This window comes from Kitasatospora sp. NPDC004615 (assembly GCF_042873545.1).
Lineage (GTDB): Bacteria > Actinomycetota > Actinomycetes > Streptomycetales > Streptomycetaceae > Kitasatospora.
The window spans coordinates 275,636-297,046 of sequence record NZ_JBIALQ010000004.1 but is presented as its reverse complement, the minus strand read 5'-3'; the positions used below and the strand labels follow the sequence as shown (position 1 = coordinate 297,046).

23 protein-coding genes are annotated in these 21,411 nt (G+C 72.6%); 9 read left to right on the top strand and 14 right to left on the bottom strand.

The window, feature by feature from the left end:
• Positions 1-90: 90 nt before the first annotated feature.
• Positions 91-735 carry a class I SAM-dependent methyltransferase gene (locus ACFYS8_RS16220; protein ID WP_387641365.1) on the bottom strand — a complete coding sequence of 215 codons (645 nt, stop codon included), beginning with the start codon at positions 733-735 and terminating at the stop codon, positions 91-93.
• Between the two features lie 180 nt (positions 736-915).
• On the opposite strand from ACFYS8_RS16220, the gene ACFYS8_RS16215 reads away from it, so the two are divergent.
• Together ACFYS8_RS16215 and ACFYS8_RS16210 are read left to right on the top strand one after the other, a co-directional pair.
• On the top strand, positions 916-1,818 hold the full coding sequence (locus ACFYS8_RS16215) for a deoxyribonuclease IV (protein WP_387641363.1): 903 nt from the start codon (positions 916-918) through the stop codon (positions 1,816-1,818).
• A 115-nt stretch (positions 1,819-1,933) separates the two neighbouring features.
• Positions 1,934-2,728 (top strand): TVP38/TMEM64 family protein, encoded by a 795-nt coding sequence (locus ACFYS8_RS16210; protein WP_387641360.1) that lies wholly within the window; start codon positions 1,934-1,936, stop codon positions 2,726-2,728.
• Positions 2,729-2,911: 183 nt separating this feature from the next.
• Here the strand turns inward: ACFYS8_RS16210 and ACFYS8_RS16205 are convergent, their stop codons facing one another.
• Complete coding sequence (locus ACFYS8_RS16205) at positions 2,912-3,268, bottom strand: YrdB family protein (RefSeq protein WP_387641357.1); 357 nt, start codon at positions 3,266-3,268, stop codon at positions 2,912-2,914.
• Between the two features lie 147 nt (positions 3,269-3,415).
• Between ACFYS8_RS16205 and ACFYS8_RS16200 the strand changes: the two genes are divergently transcribed.
• The 4 genes from ACFYS8_RS16200 (at position 3,416) to ACFYS8_RS16185 (ending at position 7,248) form a co-directional block, all read left to right on the top strand.
• A complete protein-coding gene (locus tag ACFYS8_RS16200) occupies positions 3,416-3,949 on the top strand; it encodes a DinB family protein (RefSeq protein WP_387641354.1) in 534 nt (177 codons plus the stop codon).
• A gap of 426 nt (positions 3,950-4,375) precedes the next feature.
• On the top strand, positions 4,376-4,771 hold the full coding sequence (locus tag ACFYS8_RS16195; RefSeq protein ID WP_387641352.1) for a cell division protein SepF: 396 nt from the start codon (positions 4,376-4,378) through the stop codon (positions 4,769-4,771).
• Positions 4,772-5,113: 342 nt separating this feature from the next.
• On the top strand, positions 5,114-5,668 hold the full coding sequence (locus ACFYS8_RS16190; protein WP_387641350.1) for a TetR/AcrR family transcriptional regulator: 555 nt from the start codon (positions 5,114-5,116) through the stop codon (positions 5,666-5,668).
• The gene (locus tag ACFYS8_RS16185; RefSeq protein ID WP_387641347.1) at positions 5,665-7,248 is read left to right on the top strand and encodes an MFS transporter; all 1,584 of its coding nucleotides are present in this window, start codon (positions 5,665-5,667) and stop codon (positions 7,246-7,248) included. Before ACFYS8_RS16190 ends, ACFYS8_RS16185 begins: the two co-directional genes overlap by 4 nt.
• 55 nt (positions 7,249-7,303) lie before the next feature.
• Here ACFYS8_RS16185 and ACFYS8_RS16180 read toward each other — a convergent pair whose 3' ends face one another.
• On the bottom strand, positions 7,304-8,665 hold the full coding sequence (locus ACFYS8_RS16180; RefSeq protein ID WP_387641344.1) for an alpha/beta-hydrolase family protein: 1,362 nt from the start codon (positions 8,663-8,665) through the stop codon (positions 7,304-7,306).
• A gap of 254 nt (positions 8,666-8,919) precedes the next feature.
• Between ACFYS8_RS16180 and ACFYS8_RS16175 the strand changes: the two genes are divergently transcribed.
• Positions 8,920-9,624 (top strand): hypothetical protein, encoded by a 705-nt coding sequence (locus ACFYS8_RS16175; protein WP_387641341.1) that lies wholly within the window; start codon positions 8,920-8,922, stop codon positions 9,622-9,624.
• A gap of 91 nt (positions 9,625-9,715) precedes the next feature.
• Here the strand turns inward: ACFYS8_RS16175 and ACFYS8_RS16170 are convergent, their stop codons facing one another.
• A complete protein-coding gene (locus tag ACFYS8_RS16170; RefSeq protein WP_387641338.1) occupies positions 9,716-10,003 on the bottom strand; it encodes a hypothetical protein in 288 nt (95 codons plus the stop codon).
• A gap of 229 nt (positions 10,004-10,232) precedes the next feature.
• On the opposite strand from ACFYS8_RS16170, the gene ACFYS8_RS16165 reads away from it, so the two are divergent.
• The gene (locus ACFYS8_RS16165) at positions 10,233-11,435 is read left to right on the top strand and encodes a nitrous oxide reductase family maturation protein NosD (RefSeq protein ID WP_387641334.1); all 1,203 of its coding nucleotides are present in this window, start codon (positions 10,233-10,235) and stop codon (positions 11,433-11,435) included.
• 46 nt (positions 11,436-11,481) lie between these two features.
• Entirely contained in the window at positions 11,482-12,597 is a 1,116-nt protein-coding gene (locus ACFYS8_RS16160) for a methyltransferase (protein WP_387641331.1), read from the top strand.
• 65 nt (positions 12,598-12,662) lie between these two features.
• On the opposite strand, the gene ACFYS8_RS16155 is transcribed toward ACFYS8_RS16160, so the two are convergent.
• Genes ACFYS8_RS16155 through ACFYS8_RS16110 form a run of 10 tightly spaced genes read right to left on the bottom strand, consistent with a single transcriptional unit; the run spans position 12,663 to position 21,400 of the window.
• Positions 12,663-14,018 (bottom strand): acetyl/propionyl/methylcrotonyl-CoA carboxylase subunit alpha, encoded by a 1,356-nt coding sequence (locus tag ACFYS8_RS16155; RefSeq protein ID WP_387641328.1) that lies wholly within the window; start codon positions 14,016-14,018, stop codon positions 12,663-12,665.
• A gap of 9 nt (positions 14,019-14,027) precedes the next feature.
• Positions 14,028-14,525 carry an acetyl-CoA carboxylase biotin carboxyl carrier protein gene (locus ACFYS8_RS16150; protein ID WP_387641325.1) on the bottom strand — a complete coding sequence of 166 codons (498 nt, stop codon included), beginning with the start codon at positions 14,523-14,525 and terminating at the stop codon, positions 14,028-14,030.
• Positions 14,522-16,198, bottom strand: coding sequence for an acetyl-CoA carboxylase carboxyl transferase subunit alpha (gene accA, locus ACFYS8_RS16145; RefSeq protein ID WP_387641322.1), 1,677 nt, complete (start codon positions 16,196-16,198; stop codon positions 14,522-14,524). Before accA ends, ACFYS8_RS16150 begins: the two co-directional genes overlap by 4 nt.
• A 34-nt stretch (positions 16,199-16,232) precedes the next feature.
• On the bottom strand, positions 16,233-16,562 hold the full coding sequence (locus ACFYS8_RS16140) for a TcmI family type II polyketide cyclase (RefSeq protein WP_387641319.1): 330 nt from the start codon (positions 16,560-16,562) through the stop codon (positions 16,233-16,235).
• Positions 16,559-17,017 carry an SRPBCC family protein gene (locus ACFYS8_RS16135; RefSeq protein ID WP_387641316.1) on the bottom strand — a complete coding sequence of 153 codons (459 nt, stop codon included), beginning with the start codon at positions 17,015-17,017 and terminating at the stop codon, positions 16,559-16,561. The genes ACFYS8_RS16140 and ACFYS8_RS16135 overlap by 4 nt, the downstream gene beginning before the upstream one ends.
• Position 17,018: 1 nt before the next feature.
• Positions 17,019-17,273: an acyl carrier protein gene (locus ACFYS8_RS16130; RefSeq protein ID WP_387641313.1), complete on the bottom strand. Its 255-nt coding sequence runs from the start codon at positions 17,271-17,273 to the stop codon at positions 17,019-17,021.
• Positions 17,274-17,299: 26 nt separating this feature from the next.
• A complete protein-coding gene (locus ACFYS8_RS16125; protein WP_387641310.1) occupies positions 17,300-18,523 on the bottom strand; it encodes a beta-ketoacyl synthase N-terminal-like domain-containing protein in 1,224 nt (407 codons plus the stop codon).
• Positions 18,520-19,782 (bottom strand): beta-ketoacyl-[acyl-carrier-protein] synthase family protein, encoded by a 1,263-nt coding sequence (locus ACFYS8_RS16120; RefSeq protein ID WP_387641307.1) that lies wholly within the window; start codon positions 19,780-19,782, stop codon positions 18,520-18,522. The genes ACFYS8_RS16125 and ACFYS8_RS16120 overlap by 4 nt, the downstream gene beginning before the upstream one ends.
• Entirely contained in the window at positions 19,779-20,210 is a 432-nt protein-coding gene (locus ACFYS8_RS16115; protein WP_387641304.1) for a cupin domain-containing protein, read from the bottom strand. The genes ACFYS8_RS16120 and ACFYS8_RS16115 overlap by 4 nt, the downstream gene beginning before the upstream one ends.
• Positions 20,211-20,251: 41 nt before the next feature.
• Positions 20,252-21,400: a SchA/CurD-like domain-containing protein gene (locus ACFYS8_RS16110; protein WP_387641301.1), complete on the bottom strand. Its 1,149-nt coding sequence runs from the start codon at positions 21,398-21,400 to the stop codon at positions 20,252-20,254.
• Positions 21,401-21,411 lie beyond the last annotated feature (11 nt).

Sequence of the window (21,411 nt, the reverse complement as noted above, 5' to 3'; positions counted from 1 at the left end):
CACGCAAGGGGTGCGGGAACCGCCCCCGCACCCCTCACCACGTCAGCCGCCCCACCGCACCCACGCGCTCAGCCCGCCCCGCGCCGCGTCTCAGGCGGTCCGGCGCTGCGTCACCCGCCAGAGCCGGCGCGGAAGATCGCCCTCCTCGAACGGCTCGACCTCAGCCGGGTCCCAGCCCTCCGCGAGGCGGTCCACCAGTTCCCGCGAGAAGAAGTGGACGGCGAAACCGCCGTTCTCCCAGATGTCGTCGCCGTGGCCGATCCCGGCCCCGTAGTGCGCATCGCCGGTGTGCCGCACGGTGTACACCAGCACGCCTCCTGGCCGCAGCACCCGCCGCACCTCCCCGACCAATGCCTCCAGCTCGGCCGTGGACAGCGCCATGCAGAACAGCATGTGCGCGTACACCGTGTCGACGGACGCGTCCGGCAGGTCCAGCGGCTGGCGGACGTCCTGCACCACGGTGGTCACCGTCAGACCGTCGGCGGCGGCCCGCTCGCGGAGTTGGTCGAGGGCGACGGGGCTGAAGTCGGCTGCGGTGACCGTGAAGCCCCGGCGGGCGAAGAACAGGGCGTCGCGCCCATGGCCGGCGCCCAGTTCCAGCACGGTTCCCCCGGGCGTGGACACCGTGGCGGCGTACTCCGCCGACTCCGACGGCTGGTCCCCGTACATGCCGGGGTGCTCGGAGTACGTGCGCTCCCAGTGCTCGCGCTGCGCCCGCGCCAATGACTTGTCCATCTGCTTTCTCGCCTTCCGTCCTGTAGCCGCCCGTCAACCGTCCGGCCGGCTCTGCCCGACCTGCTCTGCCCGGCCGGCTCTTGCTGACCGACTCCCCCGAATTGCCGGCCGCCGCATCGAAATGGCCGCTGCCGACCCCGGTGACCTGCCGGTCCATCCTGCCGTGGGATGCTCGTGGCCATGAATTCCGCCCCGCGAAACCCGATCGGCGCCCATGTTCCAGTTGCCGGAAAGGGTCTGGCGGGGACGGGGCTGGCCTACGCCGAGAAGGTCGGCGCGGAGGCAGTGCAGGTGTTCGTCGCCAACCCGCGTGGGTGGGCCACTCCGGCCGGGAATCCAGCGCACGACCTGGCGTTCCGCACGGCCTGCGCCGAGCAGGGCATCCCGGCCTACGTCCACGCGCCCTACCTGATCAACTTCGGCTCCGATTCGGCGGCGACCCGCGAACGTTCGGCGGAGTCGCTGACGCACTCGCTGCACCGCTCGGCGGCGATCGGCGCGCTCGGTGCGGTGGTTCACACGGGTTCGGCACTGTGCGGCACTCGCGAGGAGGCGCTGGCCCAGGTTCGCGCGCAGGTCCTGCCGATCCTGGACGGACTCGACCGGTACGGGGACGACGCGCCCTGGCTGCTGCTGGAACCGACAGCGGGGCAGGGCAGCTCGCTGTGCGCCCGGATGGAGGACCTCGCCGCCTACCTGGACGCGCTCGACCACCACCCGTTGGTCGGCGTCTGCCTGGACACCTGCCACGCCTTCGCCGCCGGTCATGACCTGGCCGCCCCGGGCGGGGTCGACGAGCTCTTCGACGCCCTGCACCGGGCGGTCGGCCCGGACCGGCTCCGGCTGATCCACGCCAACGACTCGCAGGACGTGGCCGGCGCCCGCAAGGACCGCCACGAGAACATCGGTGCCGGTCACATCGGCGCCCCCGCGTTCCAGGCCCTGCTGGCGCACCCGGCCACCGCCGGCGTCCCGCTGATCATCGAGACCCCGGACGGTCGCCACGACCCCGAGCGCATCGAAGGCGTCCGGCACGCCGCCGACATCGCCCTACTGAAGCAACTGCGCCTCCCCACCACCTGAGCACCCACCGACTGACCGCGCTGCCGCCCAAGCCCAAGCCCGCACCCGCACCCGCACCCGCACCCGCCAGGCCCCTCGCAAACACCCCGGCCCCGGCGCCGGTTAAGCTCCCCGGGTGCCCGCCCCGCAGCCGACATCCGGCCCCACCGCGCCACTCCCCGCCGACGCCGACGTCGGCACCGACGCCAGCACCACCGCAAGCGCCGTCCCGGACACCCGCACCGAAGCCAACGCACCGAACGCGCCCGCACCGAACGCGCCCGCACCGCGCCCGCGCCCGCACCGCCACGCGCTGCTGCGCCTCGGTCTGCTCGCGGCCGTCCTCGCCGCCGCAGCGGCCTCGCTGCTGCTCTGGGATCCGACGGCGGTGCTCGCGGCGGCGGCCGGTCCGTGGCGGATGCCGATCGCGTTGGCGGCGTACGCCTTCGGCACGGTGGCGTTTCTGCCTCGCCCGGCGTTGAACGCAGGGATGGGCTTGTTGTTCGGTTCGCTGTGGGGCGTGCCGCTGGCGATCGCGGGGTCGGCGATCGGCGCGATCGCGGCGTTCGCCCTCGGCCGGTCGCTCGGCCGGGAGGCGCTGCGGCCGCTGGTGCGCGGCAAGGTGCTGACCGAGATCGACCGCCGGCTGTCCGAACAGGGCTTCCGCAGCGTGCTGTTGGTGCGACTGTTTCCGGGGGCACCGTTCCAGGCGGGCAACTTCGCGTGTGCGTTCTCGGGAGTCCGGTTCTGGCCGTACCTGGCGGCAACTGTGCTCGGAGTGGTCCCCACCACCGCCGCGTACGTCATCGCGGGGGCCAGCGCGAGCTCGCCGGGATCCCCGGCGTTCCTGATCTCGGCGTCGGTGATCGCCGCGATGTGCGTGTTCAGCGCCGTCTCGCTCTGGCGGGCCCGCCCCCGCCGCTCCGCCTGACCGCCTGACCGCCTGACCGCCTGACCGCCTGACCGCCTGACCGCCTGACCGCCCAAGCATCGCGCCGCCACCGATGCCAACACCGCTCCCGAGCCGGACCGGCACCCGGCCGCACGCCACATCCGCACACACGTCAACGTCCCGGCGCCGCAACGGAGAACGAGTGCGGCGCCGACCATCCGCCTACCGCTCGATCTCCGGCGACCATTCACCCGCCAGCCGCAGCCACACCGTGTTGACGACCATCAGCGCACCGAGCCAGATCGCCCAGCCCGAGTGGCCTGTGATGGCCAGCAGGGCGACCGAGCCGCCCCAGATCAGCAGTTGGACGCCGTACCAGGCCACCGCCGAATCACGCACGGGCCGTCGCGGTGCCGCATAGCGCCCCCACAGCACGGCCGCAGCCACCGGCAGGGCGAGCGCGATCAGCACCCGCACCACCACGGGCCCCCCGTGCCAGAGCCCGTAGCCACCCACCGCCAACGCGGCCAGTGAGGCCAGCTCCAGCAGCAGACGTAGCGTCAGCTGGACCCCCGTCATCACCTTGCGCACAACGACACCCCACCCGAGTCAACCAGCAATGAACATCAGATCATCGCACCGAGCTCCGCCTCCGTGCCCGCACACCACCGCCCAGCTCCGGAAATCGGCTCGCCCCCTACGCCGACCCGCCCCCACCATGGCGGCATGACGAACACCAGCGGCTCCCCTGCCACCGCCCGCATCAGCCCGGCCTTCGCCTCCGACGAAGCGACCATGCTCAACTCCTGGCTGGACTTCCACCGCGCCACCCTGGCCCTCAAGTGCGAGGGTCTGACACCGGACCAGCTCCGCGAACGGTCCTGCCTTCCATCGCCAATGTCGCTACTGGGGCTGGTCCGGCACATGGCGGAGGTGGAACGGCACTGGTTCCGGCTGTATCTGAACGGCGAGGATCTCGGGCCGGTCGGCCGGTACTGGACCGAGGAGTTCCCGGACGGCGACTTCGACCTGGTCGACTCCGCGGATCCGGTGGCCGACACCGCCGCCTGGCAGCAGGACGTCGCCTACGCCCGCGCCGCGGTCGAGGGCGTCTCGTTGGACACGGTGGCCAGGCGCCCCTGGCGCGGCAACGAGGTGACGCTCCGGTGGATTCTGTTCCACATGGTCGAGGAGTACGCCCGGCACAACGGCCACGCCGACCTGATCCGCGAGCGGATCGACGGCGCGACCGGCGAGTGACCGCACAAACCCCGGCTCGCCAAAGGCCCGCCGACCCGGCCGAGCCGCACCGGAACCACGACACACACGCCCAAAACCACGACACCCACGACACACACGACACGCCGGGGACAGAACCGAGAACCCGCGGCCGAAATGAACCCCATCAGGTGACGCCGTTACAGGATTGTTGACACTCAGTCAACTGCCCTTAGGTCCCCACCGATAGTGTCGTTGGGCGCAACCGTTCACCGACCGCCTGCGTCGTTACGAATATCCGAGTAAGCACGGATATTCGCCCGCGCCACAACCGTGGGGTGGGCACGTGCGGGCACTTCCGCGGTGATCAGTGCGATACTCGGACAGTTCCAACAAGTGGATGACGTGTCAAAACGACTCGTCGTCCCCCGGGGGACGAGTACGGAACGAGACAGGGAGGCGCGGTTAATGGGAGCACTTCGCGACGAGCACCACAACGGGTGGCTTATGCCCTCCGGTAGCTACCCGGCCGCGATGTACGAGGAATCGTGGGACGGCGAGGAGACGCTGCCGAGCGGGCAGATCGGGCCGTCCAAGATCATCTCGCTCCGGCCCACCGGGTTCGAGGCCGCCCGCACCGTCGGCGAGCACATCCGCGCCGCCACGCCGGTGGTCATGGACCTCACCGAGATGAACGACGCCGAGGCCAAGCGGATGGTCGACTTCGCATCCGGTCTGATCTTCGGCACCCGAGGCGGCATCGAGCGGATCGCCCGCCGGGTGTTCCTGCTCACGCCGGCGGACGTCGAGGTGATGGTCATCGACCGCCCGCTCGACGAGACCGGCTTCTACAACCAGAGCTGACCTCATCGGGCAGCCCAGCGGGCCCACGCCCGACGGCACAACCCCAAAGCACGCCGCAGAAGACCCCGCGCCCCGCGCGGGGTCTTCTGCGTGCGCCCCCAAGCTCCCCGCAACCCGCAACCCGCACCCCACCACCCCATCGAAACCAAGACGCCGAGCCCAAAACCCGAGCCCGGGCCCAAAACCCGACGAGCCCGAACCCAGGCCCGAGACCCCGAGACCCCGAGCCCGAGACCCCGAGCCCGAGACCCAGAGCGCGAGACCCAGAGCGCGAGACCCAGAGCGCGAGACCCACAGCTCCAATGTGAGACATCAATGTCTCACTTGCACTATGCTGCTCTCATGGCAACCGACCGCGACTCCGTCCTCGAGGCAGCCGTCGGCGTCCTCTCCCGACGCCCGACGGCCCATCTCGACGAGATCGCCCGCGCCGCCGGCATCAGCCGCGCCACTCTGCACCGGATCTTCCCGGGCCGGGAGGCCCTGATCCGCGAGGTGGGCGCGCTCGGCCTGCGCCGGTTCGCCGCCGCGCTGGACACCGCGCGGGTGGAGGAGGGCAACGCCGAGGCGGCGCTGCGCCGGCTGGTGGATGCGGTGGTGCCGGATGCGGCGCTGTGCGCCTTCCTGGCCGGCGAGAACCAGCTGTACGACGATCCCGACATCAATGACCTCTGGGAGCTCCAGGACGCCCGGGTCCGCGCGCTGTTCCTGCGCGGGCAGCGGGAAGGAACGTTCCGGATCGAGCTCTCGGCCGGCTGGCTCAGCGAGGCGTTCTTCGATCTGGTGGCCGGCATCGGCTGGGCCGTCCAGGAAGGCCGGCTCGCCCCTCGCGAAAGCGCATTCTCGCTCGCCGAACTGTTCCTCGGCGGCGCTCTACGGAGACCTGATACCCAATGAGTTCCCCCCTCGCCGACCAGTCCACCCGGACCGTCCGGAACGGACGGTCCGGCCACCGCTGGACCGGTCTCGGCGTCCTCGTGCTCGCCGTCACCCTGGTGGCGGTGGACGCGACGGTGCTGTCCCTCGCCATCCCCTCGATCACCGAAACCCTCCGCCCGTCCGGCACCCAGCTGCTCTGGATCGGCGACATCTACTCGTTCGTGCTGGCCGGCCTGCTGGTGTCGATGGGCGCACTCAGTGACCGGCTGGGCCGCAAGCGGGTGCTGCTGGCGGGGTCGGCCGCGTTCGGCGTGGCCTCGCTGTTGGCGGCGTACGCGCCGGGGCCGGGCTGGCTGATCCTGGCCCGGGCGCTGCTCGGTGTGGCGGGCGCGACGATCATGCCGTCCACGCTGTCGTTGATCCGCTCGCTGTTCCCGGACGCCCGGGAGCGGGCGACGGCGATCGGCATCTGGGGTGCGGGCGCGACGGCGGGTGCGGCGCTGGGGCCGCTGGTGGGCGGGGTGCTGCTGGAGCACTTCTGGTGGGGGTCGGTGTTCCTGCTGAACCTGCCGGTGATGGTGCTGCTGCTGGTGTTCGGTGCTTGGCTGCTGCCGGAGTCCCGCGATCCGCGCCCGGGCCGCTGGGACATGCTGAGTGTGCTGCTGTCGATGGCGGGTGTGATCGGCGCGGTGTACGGGATCAAGGAGTTCGCGGCGCACGGCCTGGACACCTGGATCACCCCGGCTACCTTCGTGCTCGGGGTGGCGGCGCTGGCGCTGTTCGTGCGGCGTCAGCTCCGCCTGGAGACCCCGCTGCTGGAGGTCCGGCTGTTCCGTGACCCGCGGTTCACGGCGGCGGTGGTGTCCTCGCTGATCAGCCTGATCGGGCTGTCCGGTGTGATCTTCTTCATGTCGCAGTACCTCCAGCTGGTACGCGGCTACTCGCCGCTCTCGGCGGGTGTCGCCGAGATGCCGGCCTTCGTCGGCTCGGTGGTGGGCGGCCTGCTCACGGCCCGGCTGGCTCGGCGTGCGGGTGCGCGCCGGGTGCTGACGGTCAGCCTGCTGGTGATGGGGCTGGGCATCGCGGCGCTGGGCATGGTCCGGGTCGACAGCACGTACCTGCTGCTCGGCTCGTCCTTCCTGGCGCTGGGTACCGCCGAGGGTGTGGTGTACACCCTCTCCTCGGACCTGGTGCTGGGTGCCGCCCCGGCCGACAAGGCGGGTGCCGCCTCGGCGGTGTCGGAGACGGCGTACGAACTGGGCGCGGCGCTCGGCATCGCCCTGGTCGGCTCGATCGTGACGGCGCTGTACGCGGGGGCCCTCACCATCCCGGCGCACACGGACCCGGCCCTGGTGGACCAGGCCGGGCAGTCCCTCGGCGGCGCGGTGGAGGCGGCCTCGACGCTGCCCAGCGACCTCGCGAACCAGCTGCTGACCAGCGCGAACGACGCGTTCGTCCACGGCATCAACATCGCCGCGTGGGTCTCGGCCGCCCTGCTCCTGGCCTCCGCCGCCTTCGCCCGCCACCTCCTCCGGCCCCGGAGCCGCGCAGAAACCCCCACCAACGCCGAGACCGCCCACGAGCCGGTTCACCACTAAAACCGGCCAGGCCCGTCAACGGACAGCGTCAACAATTCGCGTCAACAACACCCCGTCAGGGCTGCTCCCCCAGGTACGCCACCAACCGCTCGGTGTCCTGCGGGGTCCAGCCGTCGGGCGGGACGATCCTGGCCCAGGCCTCGATGGGCATCCGGCGGTAGCGGTGCCCGTGCCCGTCGGGCACCGCCTCGGAGGCCGTCAGGTCGAAGGTGACTTGCCAGAAGGTCACCAGGGGGTACCAGCGCATGGTCGGTGAGACGTCGTGGGCGCGCTGCCCGTTGAGCCAGGCGGGCCGGCTCCAGATCAGGGCGGGCTCCCACCACACCACGGGGTCGCTGCCGTTCTGCAGGTAGACCACCCGGGGCTGCGGCCGGGGCGCGTCGGGCACCGTGAAGTCGGAGGTCTGCTGGGCGAAGCGCACGGTGCGGCCGTCCTGGTAGACGGGCCGCCAGACGGGGCTGCCGGGGGCGCGCCCATCGGTGATGACCGTCCGCAGCGGGTTGTCGGGGGTGGGCCCGACCAGCAGTGCCAGGACCTTCCGCTGGAAGCCGCCGGCCCGGTCGAGTTCGGCGACGGCGCGCAGGGCCCGTTCCTTCAGGACGCGTTCCGGGTCGGTCAGGCCGACGCCTTCGCCGGAGCGCAGGCCGACGTAGGCCCGGACGGGGTCCTTCGCGGGGCGCCCGGTGAAGGCGGAGATCTGGGCGGCGGTGGGGGCGCGGCCGACGAAGTCGCGGCCCTTCTTGCCGAGGCTGTCCCAGCTCTCGTGGGACTCGGGGCTGCCGGAGAGGGTGGGAAGTTCCGGCCGGACGGTGCCGGGGCTGGTGGAGCGGTCCGTCAGCGCGGCGCCGCGTTCGGCGGCGCCGAGCAGGGCGCGCAGCAGGAAGCCCTGGACGAAGCCGGTCACGAGTACGACGGCGAGCGCGGCTGCCCCGGCGGCGGCCGCCCAGCCGGGAACGGCCCGGCCGAGGACCTCCCGCAGCGTCCGGGTGCCGAGCCGGACGCCCCGTGCGGCGAGCACCAGCAGCGCGCCGAGCAGCAGCGCGACCGGCAGCACCAGGGCCCACTGCCACCAGCCGATCCGCGGGTCGAGGCCGACGGCCCGCCGCAGGTCGCCCTGCCGGCGCACGCTCCAGGCGGTGATCGCGACGACGGAGCCGCCGCCGACGACGGCCAGCAGCCACCACCCGGCACGCCGCACGGCCGGCGAGGGAAGCAGCCCGCAGCGGCGGGCGACCATGCCGAAGAACGCACCGAGTCCGTACCCGAAGAACGCGGTGATCGCCCCGGCGGCGGCCTGCAGCAGCCAGGGCCCGGGCAGCAGCGACGGCGTGAACGACAGGCAGTAGAACAGCACCGCCCCGACCAGCGCGCTCCAGCTCGGCAGCCGCCGTACGATCCGCTGTTCCCCCACCGGCATCGGCGTCCTCCCCGTACTCCTTCGCCCGTCAGTCACCCGGCATACGTATCTCCCCACCGCCGTTGCCGATCTGATGCCCCGTCGGACTCCCCCCGAATGGCGCAGCGCCGCTGGCCGGAGGGGTTGCCCGGCTCCGACGATGGGGACGGAGAGCGGAGCGTTGGTTCCGCACGTCCGGGCGCGGGCCGACGGCTCGTCGGATCGACCGCGGCGCGCAGTGGCCGGCGCGGTTCTGAGCGAAAGGGTGCAGCGCGATGCGAGACGCGGACCAGAACAGTTCCGGCCAGGGGCCGACGCCCCGCCAGCCGCTGGTGCGCCAGGGCCGGGTCGGCCCGCCGGCCCGGGCGGAGCAGCCCGGACGGCGGCGGGTCCACCGCGGCGCGCGGCTGATGCTGGCGCTGGGCGCGGGCGCGGCCGGGATCGCGGTGATGGCGTCCTGCGGTGGCACGTCGGGCGAGGATCCGGTGCAGGCGGCGATGTCGACGTTCGTGGTGGGGACGGAGCGGTTCTCGGGCGAGCCGCCGTCCCCGCTCGGTTCGTTGCACTCGTCCGCGCTGGCGTCGGTGTCGGCGGCGCAGGCGTCGGCCTCGCAGCGGGCGGCGGAGTTCGAGGCGTCGGCCAACGCGCAGCTGGCGGCGGGCCGGGAGAAGGCGACGGCGGTGCTGTCGACCGTTCAGGGGTCGGGCAACGCGCTGGGCGATGTGACCCTGACCGGGATTCCGACTCAGACCACCGGCGATGTGTCGGCGGCGAAGGTGACGATCACCAACAGCACGCAGGAGACCCGCTCGTACGCGATCCAGGTGGACTTCACGGACCCCAACGGGCAGAGCGTGGACTCCTCGGTGGTGGGGGTGGAGAACGTCGCGCCGGGCGCGACCGTGAACCCGGTGGCGTTCTCCACCAAGGGCGCGGGCACCACGCTGACGCCGGTGGTGGTGAAGGCCCAGCGCTACTGACCCGCAGCGAGTGTCCGCTGAGCGCCCCTCAGCGCACTGTGCCCGCCGCTCGATCACGGTCGAGTGGCGGGCACAGTGTGCTGAGGGGCACTCAGTTGACCGACCGAAAAATGACGTCGTCGTAGTCCCAGGAGGGGTCCTCGGCGTCCGGCCAGCTCGCGGTCTCCACTTCGCTCTCGGGGCCGATGTCCGCGGCGGTGGGCCGGGCGGCGAGTTCCTCGTCGAGCCGGTACTCCTCGCTGCGCTGCCGCTCGGTGCGGTAGTGGTCGGCGGAGTGCGGTTCGGCGGGGAACAGGTCGGTCCGGCCGGCGCCGGTGGGGCGCAGGTCGTCGGGGGCGGGGTCGGTCTGTTCGGAGGTGCGTCCACGTTGCAGGGTCATGGGTCCATAGTGGTTCGACCGGCCGAGGGGGGCCCGGTGCCCGGCCGAAGTGCCCCCCGATCGGGTGTACGGGTGGTGCCGTCCTCCCGGGCCACCCGGTCGGCGGGTGTGGGCAACTCGTGCGACCGAACCCGGCTGGCCGCGGGCGGGTCGCGGCCATAGCTTCGAGGCGGCGGGCGCGCGCCAAGGCCGTCCGCGACCGCAACCCCTTGGAAACCGGCTCTCCCTGATGACTCCTCTCTTCGCTCCGGCGCGCCCGCGCACCCGCCTCGCCGCCGTCCTGCTCGCTTCCGCCGCCACCGTGCCCGCCCTGCTGGCCGTCAGTCCGGCACCGCCCGTCTCCACCGTCCTGCCGTCCGCTCTCTTCGCCGCCCCCGGCCACGTCCTCGTCCCCGTCCCGATCCCGGGCGCCGCGTTCGCCGGTTCTGCCCTTGCCGCGCGTCCGAACGTGGTTCACCTCGCGCCCGGTGCCTCGGTGCAGGCCGCCGTCGACGCGGCCCACCCGGGTGACGTGGTGGAGCTGGCCGCGGGCAGCTACCCGGGCAGCGTCACCCTCGCCACCGACGGGGTGACGCTGCGCGGGCAGGGCAGCCGCACCGTGCTGGTGCCCGACCCGGCGGACGGCAGCGCCTGTGCCAAGGCCGGCAACGGGCTGTGCGTGACGGGTGTGGCGGACGACAACGGGGCGCCGGTGCGGCCGGTGTCGGGCGCGGTGGTGGAGGCGCTGACGGTGGCGGGGTTCGCGAAGAACGGGATCGCCGCCGCCGTCACCGACGGGCTGACGGTCCGCCGGGTGACGTCCCACGACAACGGCCTGCAGGGCATCAGCGTGGAGATGTCGACCCGCGCCACGGTGATCGACAACGAGGCCCGGAACAACGGCCAGGCGGGGATCTTCATCGCCAACTGGTTCGACCGCAAGGGCGGCGCGTTGGAGACCCGCGGCACCCAGGTGGCGGCGAACCGGCTGACCGGCAACCGGATCGGCCTGCAGCTGCGCCGGGTGCGCGACCTGACGGCGATGGCCAACCTGGTGTCCGGCAACTGCGGCGGCATCTTCGTGGTCGGCGACGACGGGGTGCCGCGGGCCGGTGCGCTGACCGTCACCGGCAATGTGGTGCGCGCCAACAACCGCTACTGCGCGCCCAATCCGCGCCTGGACTCGGTCCAGGGGACCGGCATCCTGCTGACCGGCACCGAGGACGTCGCGGTCGTCGAGAACCTGGTCGCCGACCACTCCGGCAACTCCCCGATGTCGGGCGGCATCGTGCTGTACCCGAGCGTGGTGGGCGCGCCGAACACCCGCGCGGTCGTCACCGGCAACACGCTGAACGACAACCGGCCCACCGATCTCGCCGATCGTGACCAGGGCACCGGGGACTCCTTCACGAACAACATCTGCAGTACTTCCCAGCCCGCCGGCCACTGCTGACCGGCCCTCCCGAGCCCTCCAGCCCCGACGAAAGGCCGCCGCGCCCATGACCTCCGCCCCGACCCGACCGGTCCCGCCGTCCTCCTCCCCCGCGGCGACCGCTCCGGTGACCACCACCCCCTCCGAACCCGTCACCGCCCCGGCTGCCCGCACCGGTGTGCCGCCCGCGATGCTGCTCCGCGAGCTGGTCTTCGGCGCCGCCTGCGCCGGTGCGGTGCGCGCCGCCGCCAGTCTGAAGCTGGCCGACGCGCTCGATGAACAGCCCGCCACCGCCGAGGAGTTGGCGGTGCGGCTGGGCGTCGAGGCCGGCCCGCTGGAGCGCCTGCTGCGGGCCCTGGCCAGCTACGAGGTGTTCGCCGCCGCCGGTGACGGCCGCTTCTGCCACACCCCGCTGTCGCGTCTGCTGCGCTCCGACGAGCCGGGCAGCCTGCGCGACATCGCGCTGTGGTGCACCGAGCCGTGGACCTGGCAGTCCTGGTCCCGGCTGGACGACGCGGTGCGCACCGGGCGCAGCGTGTTCGCCGACGCGTTCGGCAAGGAGTTCTTCCAGTACCTGCACGACGACGCGCCGGAGTCCGCGGCGCTGTTCAACCGGGCGATGACGCAGTCCAGCCGCCAGTCCGCGCAGGATCTGGCCGACTTCCTGGATCTGACGGGCGTCGCCACGGCCGCCGACATCGGTGGCGGTCAGGGCCAGGCGCTGGCGGCCCTGATGGAGCGCCAGCCGGGCCTGCACGGCACGCTGCTGGATCTGCCGAAGGTGGTCGAGCACGCCGATCCGCGGCTGTTGCCCGGTGGCGCGCTGGCCGACCGGGCGCGGCTGGTGCCGGGCGACTGCCGGGTGGCGATCCCGGTGCAGGCCGATCTGTATCTGGTGAAGAACATCCTGGAGTGGGACGACGAGTCGACCCGCCGCACTCTGCGCAATCTGCGTCAGGTGGCCCGCCCGGGTGCCCGGGTGGTGATCGTGGAGAACCTGGTCGACGATTCCCCGTCGATGCGTTTCACCACCGCGATGGACCTGCTGCTGCTGCTCAATGTCGGCGGCGCCAAGCACACCCTGGGCAGTCTGACCGCGCTGATCGAGGAGTCCGGCCTGCTGCTGAAGGCCGTCGCCCCGGTCAACCCGTACCTGCACGCCTTCACCTGCACGGTGCCGTAGCGGGAGAGCCGAAAGCCGTCCGGACCACGTCGGTCCGGACGGCTTTTCCATCGCGAGAAGAAGGGCTACGACACCTCCGCGGCCATTTCGGCGACCAGCGCGGTGGTGTGCCGGCCGGCCCGGAAGCGCGGGTCGGCGAGGGTGCGGCGCAGGTAGTCGGTGGTGGTGCGCACGCCGGGGCCGTCGATGCGGAACTCGGCGAGGGCGCGGTCGAGACGGGCGATGGCCTGTTCGCGGTCGGGTGCCCAGGCGATGGTCTTGGCGAGCAGCGAGTCGTAGTCGGGGCCGATCGGCCAGCCGGGGTAGGCGTGGGTGTCGACCCGGACGAACGGGCCGCCGGGCGGGACGAATTCGGTGAGCAGTCCGGGGGTGGGCAGGAAGCCGCGTTCGGGGTCCTCGGCGTTGACCCGGGCCTCGACGGCGGCGCCGCGCGGGCGGACGGCGTCCTGGCGGAGCGTCAGGGGTTCGCCGGCGGCGATGGTGAGCTGTTCGCGGACCAGGTCGATGCCGGTGACCATCTCGGTGACGGGGTGTTCGACCTGGAGGCGGCAGTTGACCTCCATCAGGTAGAACGCTCCGTCGGTGGCGAGCACGAATTCGAAGGTGGCGGCGCCGACGTAGCCGACGGCGAGGGCGCCGCGGACGGCGGCGGCGCAGATCTCGTGGCGCAGCGGGTCGGACAGGTTGGGTGCGGGTGATTCCTCGATGAGTTTCTGGTGGCGTCGCTGCACGGAGCAGTCGCGTTCGGCGAGGTGGACGGCGTTGCCGTGGCGGTCGCAGAGCACCTGGACCTCGATGTGCCGGGCGCCGTCGACGTAGTGCTCGAGGTAGAGCCGGTCGTCGCCGAAGACGGCGCGGGCGTGGGCGCGGGTCTCCTGGAAGGCGGTGGGCATGTCGGCGGGGTCGCGGACCACGGCCATGCCGCGTCCGCCGCCGCCGGCGACGGCTTTGAGGATGACGGGGTAGCCGGTGCGGGCGGCGATCTCGCGGGCTTCGGCGGGGCTGCGGACGGCGCCGGTGGAGCCGGGCAGGACGGGCAGTCCGGCTTCGGCCATCAGCCGGCGGGCGGCGGATTTGTCGCCGAGCTGTTCGATCACGTGCGGGGGCGGGCCGATGAAGGTGAGGCCGTTGGCTTCGCAGATCTCGGCGAAGTCGGGGTCCTCGGAGAGGAATCCGTAGCCGGGGTGGACGGCCTGGGCGCCGGTGAGCCGGGCGGCTTCGACGATGGACGGGATGTGCAGGTAGCTGGCTCTGGCGGCGGCGGGTCCGAGGTGGACGGCCCGGTCGGCGAAGCGGACCACCGCCGAGTCGCGGTCGGCGGTGGAGTACAGGGCGACGGTGCGGATCCCCATCTCCCGGCAGGTGCGGGCAATCCGCAGGGCGATCTCGCCGCGGTTGGCAATCAGCACGGTGGTGAACATGCGGGCCCCTTACGCGGGTTCGACGGCGATCAGGCGCTGCTGGAACTCCACCGCGGTGCCGTCGGCGACCAGGATCTCCACCACCCGGCCGGCGAGGTCGGCCTCGACGGGGCTCATCATCTTCATCACTTCGAGGATGCCGATGGGCTGGCCCGCGGTGACGGTGTCGCCGACGGCGACGAACGGCGGCGCGCCCGGTTCGGGCGCGTGGTAGAAGGTGCCGATCATCGGGGCGCACACGTGGTGGCCGGCTGCTTCGGGTTCCGCCTCGGGTTCCACCTCGGGGCTGGTCCGGTCCGGCGCACCGGACTCGTCCCATTCGATCTCGACGGCGGTGCCGAGGTGTTCGAGCCGGATCCGGCGGGGCGGCTGGGCACGGGTGCGGGCGAGTTCGGCGACGCTGCGGCACAGTTCGGCGAGGTCCGCGACCTGGTCGGGGCCGCCGGATCCGTCACCGGTGAGGGTGATCCGTCCATGGGACGGCTGGTTTTTCACCTCGACGGTCATGGCTGGCTCCAATCTGCCGCGGCGGTGTCGGCGCCGTAGCGGTGGAAGCGGGCCCGGCGGGCGGCGCGCAGCCGGTCCGGGTCCCAGGGGATCAGTTCGCGCAGGGCCTCGGTGACGGCGGCTTCGAGCAGGTCGGCCGCGGCGGCGTGGTCCTGGTGGGCTCCTTCGGGCGGTTCGGGGACGATGCCGTCGACGACGCCGAGGCTGAGCAGGTCGCCGGGGTGCATGCGCAGCGAGGCGGCGGCGGTGGGTGCGGCCTGCGGGTCCTTCCACAGGATGGCGGCGCAGCCTTCGGGGCTGATCACCGAGTAGATGCCGTTGGCGCTGACCAGGACGCGGTCGGCGACGGCGAGTGCGAGGGCGCCGCCGCTGCCGCCCTCGCCGATCAGCACGGCGACGATGGGGACGGGCAGGCGGGCCATCAGGCGCAGGTTCTCGGCGATGGCGGCGGCCTGTCCGCCGGATTCGGCCTCGGGTCCGGGGTTGGCGCCGGGGGTGTCGATCATGGTGACCACGGGCAGGCCGAGTTTGGCGGCGAGCCGCATCAGCCGGTTGGCCTTGCGGTAGCCGGAGGGCTGGGCCATGCCGAATCGGCGGCGTTTGCGTTCGCCGAGGTCGGTGCCGCCCTTGTGGTGGCCGATCAGGACGACGGGGGTGCCGGCCAGGCGTCCGGTGCCGGCGACGATGGCGGGGCAGTCCTCGGTGAGCCGGTCGCCGTGCAGTTCCTGGAAGTCGTCGACCAGGCGGCGGATGTAGTCGAGGGTGCTGGGCCGTTCGGGGTGCCGGGCGAGGCGGACGTTCTGCCAGGGGTCGCGGTCGGCGAGTTCGTCGGCGGCGCGCAGGATGGCGGCGGGGTCGCCGGGGGGCCGGGGTTCGGCGGGGGGCCGCAGGCCGAGCAGCCGGCCGAGGACGGGGCGCAGGCCGATCCGGGGCACGACGTCGTCGACCATGCCGTGGGCGAGCAGGAATTCGGCGGTCTGGAAGCCGGCGGGGAGTTTCTCGCCGGTGGTCTGTTCGATGACGCGGGGTCCGGCGAAGCCCATCCGGGCGCCGGGTTCCGCGATGATGACGTCGGCGAGGGTGGCGAAGGAGGCGGCGACGCCGCCGTAGGTGGGGTCGGTGATCACCGAGACGGTGAGGATGCCGGCTTCGTCGAGTTCGGCCATGGCCTGCGCGGTCTTGGCCATCTGCATCAGTGACAGCACGCCTTCCTGCATCCGGGCACCGCCGCTGGCGGTGACCAGGACGAGTGGGGCGCGGCGCTCCAGCGCGACGGTGGCGGCGTGGGTGATGAGGGCGCCGACGGCGCAGCCGAGGCTGCCGCCGAGGAAGCGGAAGTCCATGACGGCGGCGATGCAGGGCTGGCCCTCGATCTGTCCGGCGGCGCACAGCACGGCCTCGTGCAGGCCGGTGTGGGCGCGGGCCTCGTCGAGGCGGTCCTGGTAGGAGCGGCTGTCGACGAAGCCCAGCGGGTCGTGCAGGGCGGGCACCGGTCCGAGGGGTTCGGCGGTGCCCGGGTCGAGGAGTTGGGCGAGCCGCTGCGGGGCGGTGAGCCGTCCGTGGTGCCCGCAGTCGGGGCACACCTGCAGGGTGCGTGCGTAGCGTCTGCCGTAGACCAGGCCGGCGCAGCCTTCGCAGCGCACCCAGTCCGCCGGTTCGCTCTGTTCGGCCACGGCGGCTCTCCCTTCCCTGTGCAACGGCGGGTGGTCAGCGGTCCCAGCGGTAGAACTCGTGGGCCATGGCGTCCTTGGGGCTGCGCCAGGTCGACGGGTCGTAGGCGTCGACGTAGACGGCGAGCCGTTCGCTGATGTCGCGGAATTCGGGGTGGTCGGTGTACTTGGCGACCTCGGGTCCGGGGGGGCGTTCGGACTCGATCAGGTGGAGGTAGATGTCGCCGTACTGGAACAGGCTGCGGCCGTGGACGCCGATCAGCCCGGGCAGCGGGCCGCGGTCGGAGTCGGCGAAGACACCGGCGATGTGGTCGGCGGTGCCTGGCTTCATCCTGGCGACGATCAGGGCGCGGTGGGTGCCGGTCATCGGGCCCCGCCGGCGCGGTGTTCGACCTTGGCGCGGATCAGTTCCATCTGGACCTTGGAGTTCTGGTTGATGATGTCGGTCATCTGGAGGTCGTCGACGGGGGCGGTGGGCTTCATCGCGAAGTCCTGGATCCAGCGCATCCGGGTGCCCTGCGGGAGGTCCTCGTACTCCCAGCGGATCTCCATGAATTCGAACGGGCCGGGTTCGACGCGGCGGGCCCGGACGGCGAGCGCGTCGCGGTCGGTCTCGCGTTCGGAGACCCAGCTCCACACCTGGCCGTTGTCGTCGGGGTGCATGGTGAGCCGGAACTTCACCAGCTGGCCCTGCCGGTCGAGGACTTCGACGGAGGCGTACTCGCTGAACAGCTGCGGCCAGTTCTCCAGGTCGTTGGTCATGTCCCAGACCAGGTCGACGGGGGCGTCGATGAGGATGGTGTTGTCGGTGTGTCCGGGCATCTCAGGCACCAGCTTTCACAGTGGAGTTGACGGTCTGCAGGAACTCGGCGACGGGGCGTCCGAGCAGTTCGGAGGAGTCGATGGAGACGCCGTAGCGGTTCTCCAGGTCGGCGAGGACGCCGAGCACCCCCAGCGAGTCGACGCCGAGGTCGAGGAACATGCAGCCCGGGTCGGCCAGTTCGTCGACGGTGACCTGGACGCCGGCCCGGGCCTTGATCAGGGTGGCGAGTTCCTCGTAGGTGATCTCGGATGCCATCTGTTGCTCCTAGCGGTGGGGTGGGGTCAGGCCCGGCGCAGTACCAGGGCGGTGTTGGAGCCCATCTGGCCGCGGCTGAGCACCAGGGCGGTGCGCAGTTCGGCGGGCCGCGGGTGGCCGATGACCAGGTCGAGGCCGTACGGGCAGTCCTCGGTGTGCGGGGTGGGCGGGATCAGGCCCTGTTCGAGGGCGAGCACGGCGGCGGCCACGTCGAGGGCGGGGGCGCCGCAGTGGGCGCGGCCGAAGCCGGCCTTGGGGGCGGTGACGGGGACGCGTTCGGCGTGTTCGCCGAGTGCGTCGGTCAGGGCGAGGGCTTCGGCGCGGTCGGCCTCGGGGACGCCGAGGGCGTCGGCGAAGACCACGTCGATCTCGTCGGGTGCGCAGTGCGCCTCGGCGAGGGCGCCGCGGATGGCGTGGGCGAGTCCTTCGCGGCTCTCGGCCCAGCGGGCGGCGCCGGTGAAGGTGGCGGTGTGTCCGGCGATCCGGGCCCGGGTGCGGGCGCCGCGCCGCAGGGCGGTGTCGGCGTCCTCGACCACGAACATGGCGCCGCCCTCGGCGGGGACGAAGCCGGCCGCGTCGGAGCCGAACGGCCGGTAGGCGCGGTCGGGGTCGTCGGTGGTGGACAGCCCGGGGTAGCCGAGTTGGCAGACCATCGAGTAGGGGGCGATGGGTGCCTCGGCGGCGCCGGCCAGCACGGTGTCGGTGCCGCGGCCGACGGCGCGGGCGGCGTGCGCGAGGGCGTCGAGGCCGCCCGCCTCGTCGGAGGCGACCACGCCGCACGGGCCCTTGAAGCCGCCGCGGATGGAGATCTGGCCGGTGGAGGCGGCGTAGAACCAGGCGATGGACTGGTAGGGGCCGACGTGGTGGGGTCCTTCGGCCCACAGGTGCTGGAGTTCGCGCTGGCCGAACTCGCCGCCGCCGGATCCCGCCGCCGTGACCACGGCGACCTGGAACGGGTCGTCGGGGTGGGACGTCAGGTCGGCGTCGGCCATGGCGAGTTCGGCGGCGGCCATCGCGAAGTGGGTGAACCGGTCGGTCTGCACCAGGTAGCGCGGCTCGACGTACTCCTCGGCGTCGAAGCCGCGCACCAGGCCGGCGATCCGCAGCGGAAGGTTCTCGCAGCCTTCGCGGTCGATCCGGGTGAGCGCGGAGCGGCCCTGGCTGAGCGCCTTCCAGTAGTCGTCGGCGCCGATGCCCTGCGGGGAGACCACGCCGACGCCGGTGATCACCGCATTACGAGTTCGGCTCATGCCGCCTCCGCTCTGCTCAGCACCACCGCGGACTGGAAGCCGCCGAAGCCGCTGCCCACCGACAGCACGTGGCGCAGCGGCAGTTCGCGGGCGGTGCGGGGGACGTAGTCGAGATCGCACTCGGGGTCGCGTTCGGTGTAGTTGGCGGTCGGCGGGACCACGCCGTGGTGCAGGGCGAGGGTGCAGGCGACCAGTTCGATGGCGCCGATCGCGCCGAGCGAGTGCCCGACCATCGACTTGATGGAGCTCATCGGGGTGCACCTGGCGTGCGCGCCGAGGGAGCGTTTGACGGCGGCGGTCTCGTGCCGGTCGTTCTGCTTGGTGCCGGAGCCGTGCGCGTTGACGTAGTTGATGGCGTCGCCGGGCAGCCGGGCGTGGGCGAGGGCGCGGTCGATGGCTTCGGACATCTCCACGCCTTCCTGGGTGAGTCCGGTCATGTGGTAGGCGTTGCCGAAGGTGGCGAAGCCGCCGAGTTCGGCGTAGATCCGGGCGCCGCGCCGCTTGGCGTGCTCCCATTCCTCCAGCACGAGGACGGCGCCGCCCTCGCCGAGCACGAAGCCGTCGCGGCTCTTGTCGAAGGGGCGGGAGGCGTGTTCGGGGTCGTCGTTGCGGGCCGAGGTGGCCTTGATGGCGTCGAAGCAGGCGACGGTGATCGGTGAGATCGGTGAGTCGCAGGCCCCGGCGACGATGACGTCGGCGCGGCCCTCCTCGATGGCGAGGGCGGCGTAGCCGACGGCGTCGAGGCCGGAGGTGCAGCCGGTGGAGACGGTCTGCACGGGGCCGTGCGCGCCGATCCGTTCGGCGACCGCGGAGGCCAGCGTGGCCGGGGTGAAGGCCCGTTCCAGGTGCGGCTTGGCGGGCCGGTGGTCGACGTCCCAGTGCTCGCCGCGGCCGCTGACCAGCACGTAGTCGGCTTCGAGCCGGGTGGTGCCGCCGACCGCGGTGCCGAGCGAGACGCCGATCCGCCAGGGGTCCTCGCGGTCGGGTTCGAGTCCGGCGTCGGCGATCGCTTCGGCGGTGGCGACCAGCGCGAACTGCACGTAGCGGTCGTTGCGGGCGATCTGGTCGGCGGTCAGGCCGTGCGCGGCGGGGTCGAAGTCGCACTCGGCGGCGATCCGGGAGCGGAAGCCGTCGGGGTCGAACAGGGTGATGCCGCGGGTGGCGGTGCGGCCGTCGGTGAGCAGCTTCCAGAACTGCTGGACGCCGATGCCGCCGGGTGCGACCACGCCGATCCCGGTCACCGCGACCCGGCGGTTCACGAGGCCGCTCCTGCCGGTTCCGGCGGCCCTGCTTCGGAGGTGCGCTGCTCCTCGGTGTCGACGTGGCCGAGTTCGGGGCGCGGCGCGAGCGGCCCGAGGTGGAAGACCATCCGGGCCTGGCCGGTGCCGACGTTGCGGAACCGGTGCTTCATGCCGATCGGGATCATCAGGCCCTGGTCGGGGCGCAGCGGCTGGGTCTTGCCGTCGAGGTCGACCTCGAGTTCGCCGGACATCACGAACACGAACTCCTCGGAGTAGGGGTGGTAGTGCTCGCCGATCCGCTCCCCCGGTTCGACGATCGCCACCCCCATGAATCCGCTGGTGGCGCCGCACGCCGTCGGGGTGAGCATGGCCCGCAGGTCGCCGCCGCGCTTGCGGTTCGGGGGCGCGTCGTCGACGTGGACGACAGGTGGCATCTCGGTGGTCACGGTGGACTTCCTTCCGGGCGTGGGATGTGCGGGACGGGTGGTCAGGCGTCGGCGGAGCGGCGGTCGGTGACCGGGGTCATGGTGCATTCGGCGAGCAGGTGGCGCAGGCCGTCGGCGCTGGGCACGGGGTGTTCGGTGGGGATGTCGGCGAGCTTGCCGAGCACCGCGGCGGCGCGCGGGCCGGCCACGCCGAGGGCGGTGGCGGGGTCGCTCGCGGGGTCGGTGAGCAGGTCGACCAGCCGGACCACCAGGTCGTCGCGGCGGTGGACGGTGGCGCGGACCAGCGGCGAGCCGGGGTCGGCGGCGGCGTGCTCGTCCTCGCCGGCCAGCAGTTCGGCGAGCGCCGCGCCGCAGCCGGGGCGGACCGGGTACAGGTAGGCGTGCCGCTGCACCGGGCCGGACTTGAGCGCGGCGTGGTGGTGGACGGCGGGAATGGCGGCGCGCTGGAAGAAGTCGCGGGCGGCCATCGGGTCGTCCAGGTCGCGGTGCTCCTCCAGGTACGGGTTGATGGCCTGTTCGACGGCCCGCACCTCGGGCTGCTGGGCGACGTGCCGCAGCGCGGCGACCAGGTCGCCGGCGACTTCGACGCAGCGCACGACCCGGTTGCCGCGCATGAACAGCGAGGTGCGCAGCAGCCGGGTGGTGTCGTCGACCCGGGCCTGCGGGGAGCGGTAGCCGGACAGCAGTTCGGCGGCCTTGGCCTCGGCGCCGGGCCGGACGGTGAAGCTGAGGGCGTGCCGGACCACGCCGTCGGGCCCGGGCCGGGGTGCGGCGGGCACGCCCGGGTGGTGTTCGCCGGGGCCCAGCGGGGCGGCGAGGCTGTCGATGGTGTGCGTGCCCTGGGTTTCGCGCAGCACGGTGTAGCGCAGTGAGCGGGTGTCGCGGACGCAGCCGTGCAGCGGCTTGACCATGTCGCGGTGGGCGGGGCTGTCGACCCAGGCGAGGAACGGCGGGGCGCTCTCCCATTCGCTGGTGATCAGCCAGCGGGACGGGTCGTCGATGGACTGGCAGAGCTGGTCGCTGATGTGGCCGGGGACGGCGGCCACCTGATGGCGGAGCAGTTCGTAGACGTTCAGGAAGTGGTCCTGGGCGCCGTCGTGGACGTCGAGCATCAGGACGACGCGAAGCCGGCCCGTGGCGGGCCGGCCGGTGGTGGTGGCGGTCTCCTCGGTTGTGGAGAGCAGGGTCATGGCAGCGGGAT

Bases quoted from the DNA above. Each gene is read 5' to 3' on its own strand.
- ACFYS8_RS16220 (WP_387641365.1), bottom strand. From the start codon at position 735: ATGGACAAGTCATTGGCGCGGGCGCAGCGCGAGCACTGGGAGCGCACG.
- ACFYS8_RS16215 (WP_387641363.1), top strand. From the start codon at position 916: ATGAATTCCGCCCCGCGAAACCCGATCGGCGCCCATGTTCCAGTTGCC.
- ACFYS8_RS16205 (WP_387641357.1), bottom strand. From the start codon at position 3,268: ATGACGGGGGTCCAGCTGACGCTACGTCTGCTGCTGGAGCTGGCCTCA.
- ACFYS8_RS16200 (WP_387641354.1), top strand. From the start codon at position 3,416: ATGACGAACACCAGCGGCTCCCCTGCCACCGCCCGCATCAGCCCGGCC.
- ACFYS8_RS16195 (WP_387641352.1), top strand. From the start codon at position 4,376: ATGGGAGCACTTCGCGACGAGCACCACAACGGGTGGCTTATGCCCTCC.
- ACFYS8_RS16190 (WP_387641350.1), top strand. From the start codon at position 5,114: ATGGCAACCGACCGCGACTCCGTCCTCGAGGCAGCCGTCGGCGTCCTC.
- ACFYS8_RS16185 (WP_387641347.1), top strand. From the start codon at position 5,665: ATGAGTTCCCCCCTCGCCGACCAGTCCACCCGGACCGTCCGGAACGGA.
- ACFYS8_RS16180 (WP_387641344.1), bottom strand. From the start codon at position 8,665: ATGCCGGTGGGGGAACAGCGGATCGTACGGCGGCTGCCGAGCTGGAGC.
- ACFYS8_RS16175 (WP_387641341.1), top strand. From the start codon at position 8,920: ATGCGAGACGCGGACCAGAACAGTTCCGGCCAGGGGCCGACGCCCCGC.
- ACFYS8_RS16170 (WP_387641338.1), bottom strand. From the start codon at position 10,003: ATGACCCTGCAACGTGGACGCACCTCCGAACAGACCGACCCCGCCCCC.
- ACFYS8_RS16165 (WP_387641334.1), top strand. From the start codon at position 10,233: ATGACTCCTCTCTTCGCTCCGGCGCGCCCGCGCACCCGCCTCGCCGCC.
- ACFYS8_RS16160 (WP_387641331.1), top strand. From the start codon at position 11,482: ATGACCTCCGCCCCGACCCGACCGGTCCCGCCGTCCTCCTCCCCCGCG.
- ACFYS8_RS16155 (WP_387641328.1), bottom strand. From the start codon at position 14,018: ATGTTCACCACCGTGCTGATTGCCAACCGCGGCGAGATCGCCCTGCGG.
- ACFYS8_RS16150 (WP_387641325.1), bottom strand. From the start codon at position 14,525: ATGACCGTCGAGGTGAAAAACCAGCCGTCCCATGGACGGATCACCCTC.
- ACFYS8_RS16140 (WP_387641319.1), bottom strand. From the start codon at position 16,562: ATGACCGGCACCCACCGCGCCCTGATCGTCGCCAGGATGAAGCCAGGC.
- ACFYS8_RS16135 (WP_387641316.1), bottom strand. From the start codon at position 17,017: ATGCCCGGACACACCGACAACACCATCCTCATCGACGCCCCCGTCGAC.
- ACFYS8_RS16130 (WP_387641313.1), bottom strand. From the start codon at position 17,273: ATGGCATCCGAGATCACCTACGAGGAACTCGCCACCCTGATCAAGGCC.
- ACFYS8_RS16125 (WP_387641310.1), bottom strand. From the start codon at position 18,523: ATGAGCCGAACTCGTAATGCGGTGATCACCGGCGTCGGCGTGGTCTCC.
- ACFYS8_RS16110 (WP_387641301.1), bottom strand. From the start codon at position 21,400: ATGACCCTGCTCTCCACAACCGAGGAGACCGCCACCACCACCGGCCGG.